The sequence below is a fragment of the Streptomyces doebereineriae genome (assembly GCF_031845645.1).
Classification (GTDB): Bacteria; Actinomycetota; Actinomycetes; order Streptomycetales; family Streptomycetaceae; genus Streptomyces; species Streptomyces canus.
Window position 1 is genome coordinate 51019 of record NZ_JAVREZ010000028.1, and the last position, 12729, is coordinate 63747.

The following is a 12729-nucleotide window of genomic DNA, read 5'->3' on the forward strand; positions in this document are numbered from 1 at the left end:
AGCAACGGCTGTTCGTCGGCGGTGAGTGGGTGGTGCCGGACGGCGGGCACTACGCGGTGGTCGATCCGGCCACCGAGGAGACCGTCGGGTGGGCTCCGGAGGCCTCGCGGGATCAGGTGCGCGCGGCCTGTGCCGCGGCCCGCGAGGCCTTCGGGCCGTGGTCACGCACGCCGGCGGGGGAGCGGGCGGCGATCCTCGCCCGCGCCTCCGACCTCATGCGCGCCCGCCTGGTGCCGTACGCCGAACTCGCCCAGGCCGAGACCGGGGCGACCACCGCCACGGCCCGCGCGATGCAGGTCGGCGTCGCCGCCGCCCGCTTCCGGCGGTACGCGCAGGTCGAGCCCGCCGAGTGGGCGATCCCGCCGCAGGTCAACGAGGCCGGGCCGATGGGGAAGGCCGCGGTGATGGGCGCGCTGGCCGTCCGGCAGCCCGTCGGGGTCGTCACCTGCATCACGTCGTACAACAACCCCTGGGCGAACCCGGCGGGCAAGATCGCCCCCGCCCTCGCCATGGGCAACACGGTGGTCGTGAAGCCCGCCCCGCAGGACCCCCTCTCCGTCTACCGCATGGCGGAGGCGCTGGAGGCCGCCGGGGTGCCGCGCGGGGGCGTGAACGTGGTGAGCGGCCGTTCCGTGAAGGTCGGTGAGGCCGCGGTCGACTCGCCGGACGTCGACATGGTCAGCTTCACCGGCTCCACGGCCGTCGGACAGCGCATCGGCGAGGTGTGCGGGCGGTCCATGAAACGGCAGTTGATGGAGCTGGGCGGGAAGGGAGCGGCGGTCGTCTTCGAGGACGCGGATCTCGGATCGGCCGTGGCCGGGATCGGGACCACCTTCTCCTTCTACAGCGGACAGATCTGCACGGCACCGACGCGGGTGCTGGTGCAGCGGGGGGTCTACGAGCGGCTTGTCGAGCAACTGGCCGGATACGCAGGCAGGTTGAAGGTGGGCGACCCCCGGGAGGCCGGGACGGTCGTCGGGCCGGTGATCTCGGCGGCGCACCGGGAGCGGGTGGAGTCGTACGTCGAACTCGGCCGCAAGGAAGGCGCTTCCGTCATCGTGGGCGGTGAACGGCCCGCCCTGGACCGGGGTTTCTACGTCGCCCCCACCCTCCTCGCCGACTGCGGCCCGGAGCTGCGGGTGGTCCGCGAGGAGATCTTCGGCCCGGTCGTCACCGTGACGCCCTTCGACGACGAGGAGGAGGGCATCGCGCTCGCCAACGACAGCGACTACGGCCTCATCGACTACGTCTGGTCGGCGGACGTGGCCCGCGCCTTCCGGGTGGCACGGCGACTACGGGCCGGGGGAGTCGGGGTCAACACGGTCGGCCGCAACATGGAGGCACCGTTCGGAGGCTTCCGCAGCAGCGGGGTCGGACGGGACTGCGGGTCGTACGCGCTGCACGCCTACAGCGAGGTGCAGTCGATCGTCTGGCCGGGGTGAGGCGGCTTCTCGGGACGGGGTTCGGCCAACTGGCCGGTAACCCTCGGGCGGGCCCGTAGAGTCCCGGACCGGGGGCGGCGACATCGATGTCGCTGTACTGAAAACCAGTCAAGAACCCTTCCGGAGAACCGACTTGAAGCTCACCAAGCGTCTCGCCCTGACCACCGCGGCCCTCGCCGCCGCGACCGCCTTCCTGGGGACGACCGCCGGTAACGCGGCCCCCGCCGACGCGGCGCCGAAGCCCGTGAAGGCCCCCGCGGCCCTCAAGGTGCCCGACGGCAACAAGCTGACGGGCGTCTACCCGGCCCGGGGCGTGCAGACCTACACCTGCACCGACGGTGCCTGGAAGCTCCTGGAGCCGGCCGCCACCCTGTCGGACAGGAGAGGCCGCACGGTCGCCCTGCACTCCCGTGGCCCCGTCTGGGTCTCCACGGTGGACGGCAGCGCGGTGAACGCCGCGGCGATCGCCAGCTCCCCCAAGACCGGCACCATCCCCGAGCTCCTGCTCCAGGCCACCGCCACCCGGGGCGCGGGCGTCTTCGCGGGCGTCTCCTACATACAGCGCCTCAACACCACCGGCGGCGTCGCCCCGGCCGCCGCCTGCACCGGCACGGACCAGGTGAGCGTGGCGTACACCGCGACGTACGCCTTCTACAAGCCGGCGAAGTGACACACGTGACTCTCTGAGCGGTGCGGCGGCGGCTTTCCGCCGGCGCGGGGGCCGCCGCCGCACCGACTGCTCATGTGCTCCTGCCACTCACAGGAACTCGCTCCGGTAGGTCGGGGCCAACTCGGCCGCGCGGCGGCGGCGCTCCGCGAGCTCGTTCTCCGACAGGTGGGGTGGCGGCGCGTCCTTGCCCGCGACGACATCGCCGATGCGCGTGAAGTACTCGTCCTGGCCGGCGGGGGTGCACATGCACAGCATGCGGGCCGGCGCACCCGAAGCGTTGCGGAAGTTGTGCGGGGCGTTGGCCGGGATGTTGACCGTGGACCCGGCCCGCACGGTGTGCTTCTCGCCGCGGAAAGTGAACTCGATCTCGCCCTCGAGGACGGTGAACATCTCCTCGAAGTCGTGCCGGTGCGGCGGCGGGCCGCCGCCGTCGGGGACGCGCATGTCGATCAGGCAGTACCGGCCGTCGGTCTGCTCGCCGGTGACCAGCATGGCGTACGTGTTGCCCACCAGAGAGATGTACGTCGTGCCGGGATCGTCGGGGTCCGCCACGGTCAGTGAGCGGGACGGGTCGTCGTCGGGGATCATCTGGGTCGACTCCTTCAATGGCCGGTCGGGTGAGGATCAGGTGCCGGGCGCGACGATGACGACCTTGCCGTGCAGCTCGCCCGTGGCGGCCCGGGTGTGGACTGCCGGCAGCTCCGCCAGCGGCACCCGCTGCGCCACGTCGACGCGCAGCTCGCCGGAGTCGACCAGCGCCACCAGCCGCGACAGCTGTTCGGCGTCGCTGTTGACGAACAGGTCGATGCCGCGCACACCGCGCGGCTCGTCGCTGGGCGCGGGCATCCACACCGTGGTGTTCACCAGCACTCCACCGGAACGGATCATGGTGAGCAGCGCGGTCAGCCGCGCCGGGTCGATCGGCGCGAGGTTGAGCACGACGTCGACCTGCTCGGTCACCGCCGCGGTCACCTCGGTGGCGGTGTGGTCGACGACCTCGTCGGCACCCGCCGTCTCGACGTGCTCGCTGCTGCGCGGGCCGGCCGTGGCGATCACGTACGCGCCGGCGTTCTTGGCCAGCTGCACGGCGTAGCCGCCTACCGCGCCGCCCGCACCGTTGATGAGCACGCGCTGCCCCGGCGCCAGCTTCGCGTGATCGAACAGCGCCTGCCAGGCCGTGAGACCCACCAGCGGCAGCGCGGCGGCGTCGGGCAGCGGGATGCTCCGGGGCGCCGGCGTCAGAATCTCGGCCGGGGCCACCACGTACTCGGCGGCCGCGCCGGTGCCCGCCATCGGCAGGAAGCCGACGACCTGATCGCCGACCTCGAGGCCGGCCACGCCCTCACCCGGCGCGTCGATCGTGCCGGAGACGTCGATGCCGGGAGTGTGCGGCAACGTCACCGGGATGGGGCCCTGCATGAAGCCCCCGCGGATGTTGCCGTCGACACCGTTGAACGACGTCGCGGCGACCCGGATCAGAACCTGCCCGGCGCCGGGTACGGGTTGCTCGACGTCCTCGTAACGCAGGACGCTCGGGTCGCCGTACTCGTGGAAACGTACTGCCTTCATGGGAAGTCCCTTCGAAGCACTTTTGGGTCATGCGATGTCTGAGCGCCCACGGCGGGCAGGAGTTGGAGCTTTTCGTAGCTGGGTGAGCCGGGTGTGGCGGAGAAGACCAGGAGTTCCTGGGCCTGGTCGGGGTCGACGAGGCGCTGGCAGTACAGCTCCAGTTCGCCCAGCTCGGGATGGCGGTAGCGCTTGAGGTCGTTGTGGTGGGTGACGTCCACCTCGTGCAACTTCCAGACCTCGGTGAATTCCGGGCTGACCGCCAGCAGTGCGGCGACGATCTCGCCGGCCCTGCCCATGGGCTCCGCCGTGTGCACCGCCCGGATCTCCACGGTGAAGACCCTGCCCCGCAAGGCGTGGTCCTCGACGGGGTAGAGCGCGCGTTGCGCCGGGTCGGTGAACCAGCGGTAGACCAGGTAGCGGGACAGTCCGCTGAAGCGGGTGTAGTCGCCCAGCAGGGCGACCGCGGGACGGGTCTGCAGCAGCGCCTCACCGAACCGGGACATCACCAACGCCGGTGTGTCCGCGAGCCGTTCGACGATGCGCATCATGGTGGGGCCGACGTGGTCCTCGCGCAGGACCCGTTGCGGTGCCGAGTGCCCGGCGAGTTCGAAGAGGTGGTCGCGCTCGCTCAGGCTGAGGTGCAGTCCCCGGGCGAGCCCGGCGAGCACTCGCTCCGATGGCATCGGGCCGCGCTGCTGCTCGATCCGGCTGTAGTAGTCGACCGACATGCCGGCCAGTGCGGCCACTTCCTCGCGCCGCAGCCCCCCGGTACGACGCCGCGGCCCCCGGGGAAGCCCGACGTCATCCGGCTGCAGTACCTCCCGACGTGCCCGGAGAAAGTCGGCCAGCAGCGCCCGGTTCATCTCAGCCTCCCGTGTTCGACTGATCAAGCGTGGCGTTGATCAGAACCCGGATGAAGGCCTCACTTATCCACGGACAAGTTGTCCGTGGCAGACCGAGCGGTGCAGGTGGAGATGACTCATACAACCAGTGCCGCATCAGGCAAGGTGCGCCTGGCGATCTTTCATGTGAGGACTTCTCCGCAGGCTGACGCTGCAGCGGCCACCGCTGAAAGGTCAGTGCTCTTCCGCCCACTGACGATCAACGGTGGCCGTGGCGCTGGGTGTCAGCCAGTCATGTCGGCGGTCTCGGCCGCGCTGGTGGCCTGTTGCTGTGGAAGCGCGCCCGCCGGCGGTGCTTGCCGCACGGCCCGGTTGGCCGTGGTGAGGAGGGCCAGGACGAGCAGCCATGCTCCGCAGAGCCAGACCAGCGGCTTGGCACCCAGTGTGGTGATCAGGGCGCCGCCCGCGAGTGTGCCGATCGACAAGGCTCCCGTGGTGAGCGTGGAGACCGCGCTCGTGGCCCGGCCTCGCAGCTCATCGGGGGTGATGGCCAGCTGGTGGGTGGTCATGGCCACGGCATAGATGGGAGCCACCAGCGACTCGGCGGCCGCGACCGCTGCCAGCAGCAGCGGGTTGGGCGCGAGCGCGTACAGCGGGAACATCAATGCCTCCAACCAAAGCATCACCACGGCGATCCGGCCCAGCGGGAAGCGTCGCGTCGCCCTGTCCGAGACCAGCGCCCCCGCCATGGCACCGACCGCCGCGCCGCTGAAGATGACGCCGATCCACAGCGGCGAGGCACCCACCTGCCGGGCGAGAGTGATGATCAACAGGTACCCGGCGCCGTAACGTACCTTGTCAGCGGCCGAGACCAGGGTGAGGAAGCGGATGACCGGCTGACGCCAGAGCCAGCCGAGCCCCTCTCGGATCTCGGTGGTGAGTCGGGACGTCGTCCGCACGTCCTGCCGGTCCACTTGGAATCGAGCACGCATCAAACGCAGCGACGCCGCGGACACCGCGAAGGAAACCGCGTTGACGGCGAACGGCACGGTCCGGCCGACGGCGTAGAGCGCACCGGAGAGCGAGGCTCCGAAGATGCCCACCGCGCCGGCGGCGGACTGCGAGTAGCCGAGCGCGGCGGACAACTGGCGCGGACCGACCACGTTGGGCAACGCCGCTGTGTTCGCCACCTGGAAGAGAGTGCTCAGGATCCCGACAAGCACCGCTGTCGCATACAGCTGGGGCATGGTGAGCCTGTTCAGCCACAGCGCGACGGCGACGCCGGCGGTGAGCACGGCCCGGCCGAGCTCACACCAGATCATGGTGGCCTTACGGTCCCACCGGTCGACCAAGGCGCCGGCGATCAGACCGAACACCAGGAACGAAAGGGTACCGAGGCCGAGTACGAAGCCGGCTTGGGTGGCCGACCCGGTGAGGGCCAGCACGATCAGCGGCAGGGCCATGAAATGAGCCTGGTCACCGACAGCAGAGACCAACTGGCCGCTCAGCAGCAGCGAGAAGTCCCGGTTCCGGAACAGGCCGGGACCGCGAAGAGTATTCAATGGAGTTACGCTCCGTAACAGCTCAAGGGCACAAGGGTGACGTCGAAGCTGGTGTCCGAGCTAAGAGACACGGGGCGTAACAGACATGCGCGAACCGTAGTCAGGGCCCGGGCCGGACTGCAATCGGTTTTGGGAGGTGCTTCAGCCCGGCGTGGACTGACCGTTCGCGTTGTCCTCGAAGAGTTCCTGGGTACGGCGTAGCAGGGCCTGCCGGACAGCGTCCGGTGAGAGGACTCGTAGGGGCGTGGCCAGGCTGAGGAGGTACCTGGCGAGCCCGTCCGCGTCGGGACCGCCGATGTCGACGATCGTGGTGTCGGGGCTTTCGGCACGGTGGGTGCCGACCGTCGCAGGAATCAGCCGCAGGGCTTGGTTCATGGACACCGGGAGACGGATCGTGGCAGAGAGAGGGTAGGGGCCGGTGGCGACGGAGCGGGAGACGAGCAGCGCCGGGTCGGGTGGGTCGATGAGTTCCACCGCGTGCCCGGTTGGCTGCAGTCGGTCGACCCTGTCGGCCCGGAAGGTTCGCCATTGATCCCGCGTCACGTCCCGGGCGACGAAGTACCAGCGGCGTCCGGTGTGAACGAGGCGGTACGGGTCGATGTCCCGGACCGTGGCTTTTCCTTCCCAGTCGCGGTACGACAGTTGGGCACGCTCGCCTCGACGGCACGCGGCGGCCAGTTCCAGCAGCATGCCGGGCGTGATCTGCGGCTCGTCGGGTCTGGGGGTGTGTACGAAGGCGTCGTCCATCTCGGTCAGCCGGTCCGCGATGCGCTGGGGCAGAACCTGCTGCAGTTTCAGCAGCGCCGACAGCGCGGCCTGGTCGCCGCCGAGAGCACCGCTGAGCGCGGCCTCGCGCAGTCCGACAGCAACGGCGAGTGCTTCTTCGTCATCGAGGATCAGCGGCGGCGTCCGGGCTCCGGCGCGGAGACGGTAACCGCCCCATGGTCCCGGGTCGGACTCGATGGCGTAGCCGAGTTCCCGGAGCTTGGCGATGTCCCGCCGCACCGTGCGGTCGGTGACCGCCATCCGGTCGGCCAGCTCGCCGCAGGTCCACGACGGCTTGGCGGCAAGCAAGGAGACCAGTCGCAGCAGGCGGGCGGATGCGCTGATCACGTTCCAAAGTGTTCCACATGACCAGGACCGAATCTGTCCTGGTCCCGGCCTAGGGTCCTCTTCATGACCACGGAAAACACCTCCGCACCCACGTTCCGCTACTCGGCCGTCACCTTCGACTGCCCGGACCCCGCCGAACTGGCCCGCTTCTACGGCGAGGCCCTCGGTCTGCCCGTCGTCTTCTCCACCGACGACTTCGTCCTCCTCGGCCAGGAGGGCGCGGCCGGACTCGGGTTCAACCGGCTGGCCGACTACCGCCGTCCCACCTGGCCGGCTGCTTCCCAGGAAAAGCAGGCCCACATCGACCTGGGCGTCGATGACTTGGAGGCCGCGCAGGCCCGGCTGCTGGCCCTGGGGGCCGTCAAGCCCGAGTTCCAGCCGGACCCCGACCGGTGGCGGGTCCTGCTGGACCCCGCAGGCCACCCGTTCTGCATATCCACCCTGGTCTGAACAGATCGGAGAGACACGGCCTAGTCCCTCACGGCGGACAGGAGTTGGAGCTTTTCGTAGCTGGGTGTGCCGGGTGTGGCGGAGAAGACCAGGAGTTCCTGGGCCTGGTCGGGGTCGACGAGGCGCTGGCAGTACAGCTCCAGTTCACCCAGCTCGGGATGCCGGTAGCGCTTGAGGTCGTTGTGGTGGGTGACGTCCACCTCGTGCAACCGCCAGACCTCGGTGAACTCGGGGCTGACCTCCAGCAGCGCGGCGACGATCTCGCCGGCGGTTCCCTGCGGGTCCGCCGTGTACGCCGCCCGGATCTCCGAGGTGAAGACCCTGCCTCGTAGGTCGTGGTCCTCGATGGGATAGAGGTCGCGTTGCGCGGGGTCGGTGAACCAGCGGTAGACCAGGTAGCGGGACATGCCGCTGAAGCGGGTGTAGTCGCCCAGCAGGGCGACCGCCGGCTGATTCTGCAGCAGCGTCTCGTTGAACCGTGACATCACCAATGCCGGTGTGTCCGCGAGCCGTTCGACGATGCGCATCATGGTGGGGCTGACGTGGTCGTCGCGCAGCTGCCGTCGCGGTGCCGAGTGCCCGGCGAGTTCGAAGAGGTGGTCCCGCTCGCTCAGGCTGAGGTGCAGTCCCCGGGCGAGCCCGGCGAGCACCTGCTCGGACGGCATCGGGCCGCGCTGCTGCTCGATCCGGCTGTAGTAGTCGACCGACATGCCGGCCAGTGCGGCGACCTCCTCGCGCCGCAGCCCCCCGGTACGACGCCGCGGACCGCGGGGAAGCCCGACGTCCTCCGGCTGCAGCACCTCCCGGCGCGCGCGGAGAAAGTCGGCCAGCAGCGCCCGGTCCATCCTTCTCTCATCCTCCGCGAACGAGACACATGCCGAGGGATGTCCGGTCGGCGAATTCACCGTATCTCTTCACTGGTCCAGATCCACCCGTACGGTCAACTGACCGGCCCCTATGGCCCGTACCGCCGCGCTGTTCATCCGTGGCAGCGAGCGCAGTCGTACGGCGGTGTCGTCGTCCGGCATGAGATGGGCGGTCCCGGCGTGCCACCGCCCCCGGATGCGCACCCGCACCCGCGGATCCGCCTTGATGTTGCGGACGTACTGCGAACGCTCGCCGAACTCGGAGACCAGCCAGAAGGATCCGCCGACCCGCTTGCCGCCCACCGGGGTTCTGCGGGGCAGGCCCGAGGTGCGGCCGGTGGTCTCCAGGACGGTCTGGAGCGGCAGTCGGCGCATGAGCGGGTTGAAGCGTCGCTGAAGGGCTGTGGCTGCGCGGTACTTGCGCTCGGCGTTGCGGGACATGGGTGGTGAGACTCCTGTCTCTGGTCTTCTCTCCGGTCTTCCGTAACCTGACCGACGGCCTCGATGATCTCAGGGTGCGGCCGGGTGGACGAAGGGTGTCGGCGATGCGTGTGGTGACCTGGAACCTGTGGTGGCGCTTCGGCCCGTGGGAGGAACGCCAGAAGGCGATCCTGGCGGTGCTGCGGGAGCTGCGGCCGGATGTGGTGGGACTGCAGGAGGTGTGGTCGGCGGGTTCCGAGAATCTCGCGCGGTGGCTGGCCGGCGAGCTCGGCCTGCACTGGGCGTGGGCCGCGTCGCCCGCCTCGGAGCGCTGGCAGCGGCGCATAGGCGACCCGGGGGTGGAGGTCGGCAACGCGGTGCTGAGCCGCTGGCCGGTGGTCGACCAGGCCGTCCTGCGGCTGCCGGCCCCCGATGCGCTGGACGACGGCCGCCTCGCCTTCCACACCCGGCTGGCCGGCCCGTCGTACGACATCCCCTTCTTCACCACCCACCTCACCTCTGCCCCCACCGCGTCTGCGATCCGCTGCCAGCAGGTCACGGCGCTGGCGGAGTTCGTGGCGACGCACAGGTCGGGCACCGACTTCCCGCCCGTCATCACCGGCGATTTCAACGCCTGGCCCGACTCCGACGAGGTCCGCCTCTTCGGCGGCTACAAGACGGCCCCCGCCGCACCGGACCAACTCTTCCTGGACGCCTGGGAGTACGCGGATCCTACGGCCCCCTCGGCGACCTGGGATCCGGCGAACCCGTACGTCCGCGTGGACCCGCCGGTCCGCATCGACTACATCCACGTGGGCCCGCCGGGGGCGAGGGGGCTGGGCCATGTCCTGGGCGTCCGGCGCGCGGGCGACGGTCCGGTGGACGGGGTGTGGCCGTCGGACCATGCGGCGGTGGTGGCGGACCTGGCGGACGGGTCAGAGTGACTTCAGCAGGGCGGCGAAGGCGCTGTGGCTGACGGTGATGATGGTTTGGGCGGCGTCGGAGTCCGTGATGTGAACTTTGTTGAGGTCGGTGGATATGTGGACGCAGGCGTCGCCTTCCTGGCAGTAGGACGACTTCTGCCAACGGTCCGTGATCATGTCGGCTCCCTCACAGGTTCTGGGCGATGGAATGGATCATGGTGAACGGGGCGATGCCGAGCTCACGTGCCGACGCTGTGACGTCGGCCGACATGGGGAGAGGAAGGCTGGAGTGCGACGAGGAACAACTCGCCGCAGCCCAGGAGATCATCTCGTCCCATGAAGACGACCACTACTCCAACGGATGGGGCACACCCCGCCGGCACGTCAACTGGACTCATTACCTGTTCTACGGCGCCGACATCCGCGAGTCGGGCCTGGACTGGCTCGTTCACCAGATCCGGGACATGGCGAGGATCCCGGCCAACGAGGACGGAGACCGCGTAACAGGCCTCTTCCTCGCCAGCCATGAAGTCAACGGCACGACTGAATGGCAGGTTCGGGACGGCCAACTCTTCGTCTTGCCGAGCGATGGCAGACACCGCTACCTCAACGCATGACCGAGCGGTTCCGAACGTGGAAGTCGGCCCGAGTGGTTCACTCGCCCCGCTCCTCCCCCGTGAACATGTCGAGCAGCCCATGAGGCGTGGTCGCGCCGAACATGAACTCGTACAGTTCGGCCCCCTCGGTCGCGGCCTCCGTGCTGCGCGGGAACATGGCCCGCTCGTACTCGGTGAGCGCGGTCTCGAGGTCGTCGGGGTGGGCGGCCAGGGCCTGGCCGAGTTCGGCGCCGTCGAGCATGGCCAGGTTGGCGCCCTCGCCGTTGGGGGCCGCGAGGTGGGCGGCGTCGCCCAGGAGGGTCACGCCAGGTACCCGGTCCCACCGGTGTTCGGCCGGCAGCGCGTTGAGGGGACGCAGGACCGGCGCGGTGTCGGTGTCGGTGATCAGCGCGGTGAGTTCCGGGGCCCAGCCGGCGAACTCCGCCGTGATCCGGGCGGTGGCCGCGGCGGGGTCGGTGAAGTCGATGTTGGCGAACCAGTCCTGCGGCCGGGCGAGCATCGCGTAGGTGTGCAGGGTGCCGCCCTTCTCGCGGTGCGCGGTGAGCCCCTTTCCCGGCATCAGCGCGAACAGTGCCCCGTCGCCGACCGCCTTCGCGGCGGCCGGGTGCCGGGTGTCGGCGTCGAACAGATAGGTCTCGACGGACGACATGCCGGTGTACTCGGGTGTGGCGGTGGAGAGCAGCGGCCGTACCCGCGACCAGGCACCGTCCGCGCCGACCAGCAGACCGGTGACGACGGTGCTCCCGTCGGCGAACGTCACCTCGTGGCGGCCCTCGCCGAGCGCACGCGTGCCGCTGACCTTGTGGCCCCAGCGGACCGTCCCGGCCGGGAGCGAGTCCAGCAGGAGCTGCCGCAGTTCGCCGCGCTGCACCTCGGGGCGGCCGCCGGTGCCGTCGTCGGCCTTCTCGAACAGGACGGTCCCGTCCCGGTCGAGCAACCGCGTCGCCTCACGGCCCTCCAGGATCAGACCGCGGAACTCGTCCATCAGTCCGGCCGCCTGGAGGGCGAGCTGTCCGTTGTAGTCGTGGATGTCGAGCATCCCGCCCTGTGCACGCGCCGTCGGCGAGGACTCCGCCTCGTAGACGGTGGACGGGATGCCGTTGACGTGCAGGACGCGGGCGAGCGTGAGGCCGCCGAGTCCGGCGCCGATGATCGTGACGTGGGTGGTCATGGTGACTCCTGGGAGGTCGCAGGGCCGTCGGGCGGTCACCCGGCGGGATCTGAGACAAGACTCCGGGCCCCCGTCGACAAGCCCCCGACATCCGACCGACAGCTCCGACAGATGACCGACACACGGCAGCGGACTCGATCACGGCGCTGATGCCGACCAGTCGGTATGGACATCCCGGCCCCCGCCCGGTACAGATGCAGTCATGCGAATTTCCGTGACGATCTTCCTCACCGACGAGACCATCACCCCGACCCGGATCGCCCGTGAGCTGGAGGCGCGGGGCTTCGCCGGGCTGTATCTGCCCGAGCACACCCACATCCCCGTCGAGCGGATCACCCCGTACCCGGCGGGCGGTGACCTGCCGCGCGAGTACGGCCGTACCCTCGACCCCTTCGTCGCGCTCGGCCAGGCCGCCGCCGTCACCGAGCGGCTCGGACTCGGCACCGGCATCACGCTCGTCGCCCAGCACGACCCGATCGACCTCGCCAAGCAGATTGCGACGCTCGACCACCTCTCCGGCGGGCGGTTCACGCTCGGACTCGGCTTCGGCTGGAACGTCGAGGAAGCCGCCGACCATGGCGTCGAGTGGCGGACGCGCAGGGAGCTGGTCCGCGACCGGATGGCGCTCATGCAGGCGCTCTGGGCGGACGAGCCGACCGCCTACGAAGGGGAGTTCGGGAGCGTCCGGGCCAGCCACGCCTTCCCCAAGCCTGTCCGGAAGCGGACCCTTGTGGGCGGCGCCGCAGGGCCCAAGCTGTTCTCCCACATCTGCGAGTACGCAGACGGCTGGCTGCCCATCGGCGGACGCGGTCTGACCGAGTCGCTGCCCGTGCTGCGCACCGCCTGGGCCGACGCGGGCCGCGACCCGGCCACGCTCCAGGTCGTCCCGTACGCCGTCGTCCCCACCCCCGGAAAGCTCGCCCACTACGCTGAGCTCGGGATCGAGGAGGTCGTGCTGCAGCTGCCCCCGGCGGGGGAGGCCGAGGTGCTCAAGGTGCTCGACGAGTATGCCCGTTATGTCCAGGGCGAGGGTGAGGGTGTGTGACGTCACCCACCTTCGGACGACACCTCTGCCCTGATCACA

Annotated in this window: 15 protein-coding genes; 6 read left to right on the forward strand and 9 right to left on the reverse strand. The window is 70.0% G+C overall.

The window, feature by feature from the left end:
• Positions 1-8 precede the first annotated feature (8 nt).
• Together RNB18_RS45970 and RNB18_RS45975 are read left to right on the forward strand one after the other, a co-directional pair.
• Complete coding sequence (locus RNB18_RS45970) at positions 9-1442, forward strand: aldehyde dehydrogenase family protein (RefSeq protein ID WP_394817779.1); 1434 nt, start codon at positions 9-11, stop codon at positions 1440-1442.
• Between the two features lie 133 nt (positions 1443-1575).
• Positions 1576-2112 (forward strand): DUF3455 domain-containing protein, encoded by a 537-nt coding sequence (locus tag RNB18_RS45975; RefSeq protein WP_266517940.1) that lies wholly within the window; start codon positions 1576-1578, stop codon positions 2110-2112.
• Between the two features lie 87 nt (positions 2113-2199).
• Here the strand turns inward: RNB18_RS45975 and RNB18_RS45980 are convergent, their stop codons facing one another.
• The 5 genes from RNB18_RS45980 to RNB18_RS46000 form a co-directional block, all read right to left on the reverse strand.
• Positions 2200-2700: a cupin domain-containing protein gene (locus tag RNB18_RS45980; protein WP_311720119.1), complete on the reverse strand. Its 501-nt coding sequence runs from the start codon at positions 2698-2700 to the stop codon at positions 2200-2202.
• 36 nt (positions 2701-2736) lie between these two features.
• A complete protein-coding gene (locus tag RNB18_RS45985) occupies positions 2737-3681 on the reverse strand; it encodes an NADP-dependent oxidoreductase (protein ID WP_311720120.1) in 945 nt (314 codons plus the stop codon).
• Complete coding sequence (locus RNB18_RS45990) at positions 3678-4544, reverse strand: helix-turn-helix transcriptional regulator (RefSeq protein ID WP_311720121.1); 867 nt, start codon at positions 4542-4544, stop codon at positions 3678-3680. The genes RNB18_RS45985 and RNB18_RS45990 overlap by 4 nt, the downstream gene beginning before the upstream one ends.
• 263 nt (positions 4545-4807) lie before the next feature.
• A complete protein-coding gene (locus tag RNB18_RS45995) occupies positions 4808-6085 on the reverse strand; it encodes an MFS transporter (RefSeq protein WP_311720122.1) in 1278 nt (425 codons plus the stop codon).
• A gap of 141 nt (positions 6086-6226) precedes the next feature.
• Positions 6227-7198: a helix-turn-helix transcriptional regulator gene (locus RNB18_RS46000; protein WP_311720123.1), complete on the reverse strand. Its 972-nt coding sequence runs from the start codon at positions 7196-7198 to the stop codon at positions 6227-6229.
• A gap of 63 nt (positions 7199-7261) precedes the next feature.
• Between RNB18_RS46000 and RNB18_RS46005 the strand changes: the two genes are divergently transcribed.
• Positions 7262-7648 (forward strand): VOC family protein, encoded by a 387-nt coding sequence (locus RNB18_RS46005; RefSeq protein ID WP_311720124.1) that lies wholly within the window; start codon positions 7262-7264, stop codon positions 7646-7648.
• A 20-nt stretch (positions 7649-7668) separates the two neighbouring features.
• Here RNB18_RS46005 and RNB18_RS46010 read toward each other — a convergent pair whose 3' ends face one another.
• Together RNB18_RS46010 and RNB18_RS46015 are read right to left on the reverse strand one after the other, a co-directional pair.
• Complete coding sequence (locus RNB18_RS46010; RefSeq protein ID WP_311720125.1) at positions 7669-8493, reverse strand: helix-turn-helix transcriptional regulator; 825 nt, start codon at positions 8491-8493, stop codon at positions 7669-7671.
• A gap of 69 nt (positions 8494-8562) precedes the next feature.
• A complete protein-coding gene (locus RNB18_RS46015; protein WP_311720126.1) occupies positions 8563-8955 on the reverse strand; it encodes a nitroreductase/quinone reductase family protein in 393 nt (130 codons plus the stop codon).
• Positions 8956-9059: 104 nt separating this feature from the next.
• Between RNB18_RS46015 and RNB18_RS46020 the strand changes: the two genes are divergently transcribed.
• On the forward strand, positions 9060-9878 hold the full coding sequence (locus tag RNB18_RS46020; RefSeq protein ID WP_311720127.1) for an endonuclease/exonuclease/phosphatase family protein: 819 nt from the start codon (positions 9060-9062) through the stop codon (positions 9876-9878).
• Here RNB18_RS46020 and RNB18_RS46025 read toward each other — a convergent pair.
• Positions 9870-10034: a DUF397 domain-containing protein gene (locus RNB18_RS46025; protein ID WP_311720128.1), complete on the reverse strand. Its 165-nt coding sequence runs from the start codon at positions 10032-10034 to the stop codon at positions 9870-9872. The genes RNB18_RS46020 and RNB18_RS46025 overlap by 9 nt on opposite strands.
• A 53-nt stretch (positions 10035-10087) precedes the next feature.
• On the opposite strand from RNB18_RS46025, the gene RNB18_RS46030 reads away from it, so the two are divergent.
• On the forward strand, positions 10088-10474 hold the full coding sequence (locus RNB18_RS46030) for a hypothetical protein (RefSeq protein WP_311720129.1): 387 nt from the start codon (positions 10088-10090) through the stop codon (positions 10472-10474).
• 37 nt (positions 10475-10511) lie between these two features.
• Here RNB18_RS46030 and RNB18_RS46035 read toward each other — a convergent pair whose 3' ends face one another.
• Complete coding sequence (locus tag RNB18_RS46035) at positions 10512-11645, reverse strand: FAD-dependent oxidoreductase (protein WP_311720130.1); 1134 nt, start codon at positions 11643-11645, stop codon at positions 10512-10514.
• A gap of 202 nt (positions 11646-11847) precedes the next feature.
• Between RNB18_RS46035 and RNB18_RS46040 the strand changes: the two genes are divergently transcribed.
• Positions 11848-12690 carry an LLM class F420-dependent oxidoreductase gene (locus tag RNB18_RS46040; protein ID WP_311720131.1) on the forward strand — a complete coding sequence of 281 codons (843 nt, stop codon included), beginning with the start codon at positions 11848-11850 and terminating at the stop codon, positions 12688-12690.
• Positions 12691-12729: the final 39 nt, after the last annotated feature.

Excerpts from the sequence above, each read along its gene's own strand:
- RNB18_RS45980 (WP_311720119.1), bottom strand. The coding sequence starts at position 2,700 with ATGATCCCCGACGACGACCCGTCCCGCTCACTGACCGTGGCGGACCCC.
- RNB18_RS45985 (WP_311720120.1), bottom strand. The coding sequence starts at position 3,681 with ATGAAGGCAGTACGTTTCCACGAGTACGGCGACCCGAGCGTCCTGCGT.
- RNB18_RS45990 (WP_311720121.1), bottom strand. The coding sequence starts at position 4,544 with ATGAACCGGGCGCTGCTGGCCGACTTTCTCCGGGCACGTCGGGAGGTA.
- RNB18_RS46005 (WP_311720124.1), top strand. The coding sequence starts at position 7,262 with ATGACCACGGAAAACACCTCCGCACCCACGTTCCGCTACTCGGCCGTC.
- RNB18_RS46010 (WP_311720125.1), bottom strand. The coding sequence starts at position 8,493 with ATGGACCGGGCGCTGCTGGCCGACTTTCTCCGCGCGCGCCGGGAGGTG.
- RNB18_RS46015 (WP_311720126.1), bottom strand. The coding sequence starts at position 8,955 with ATGTCCCGCAACGCCGAGCGCAAGTACCGCGCAGCCACAGCCCTTCAG.
- RNB18_RS46020 (WP_311720127.1), top strand. The coding sequence starts at position 9,060 with ATGCGTGTGGTGACCTGGAACCTGTGGTGGCGCTTCGGCCCGTGGGAG.
- RNB18_RS46025 (WP_311720128.1), bottom strand. The coding sequence starts at position 10,034 with ATGATCACGGACCGTTGGCAGAAGTCGTCCTACTGCCAGGAAGGCGAC.
- RNB18_RS46030 (WP_311720129.1), top strand. The coding sequence starts at position 10,088 with ATGCCGAGCTCACGTGCCGACGCTGTGACGTCGGCCGACATGGGGAGA.
- RNB18_RS46035 (WP_311720130.1), bottom strand. The coding sequence starts at position 11,645 with ATGACCACCCACGTCACGATCATCGGCGCCGGACTCGGCGGCCTCACG.
- RNB18_RS46040 (WP_311720131.1), top strand. The coding sequence starts at position 11,848 with ATGCGAATTTCCGTGACGATCTTCCTCACCGACGAGACCATCACCCCG.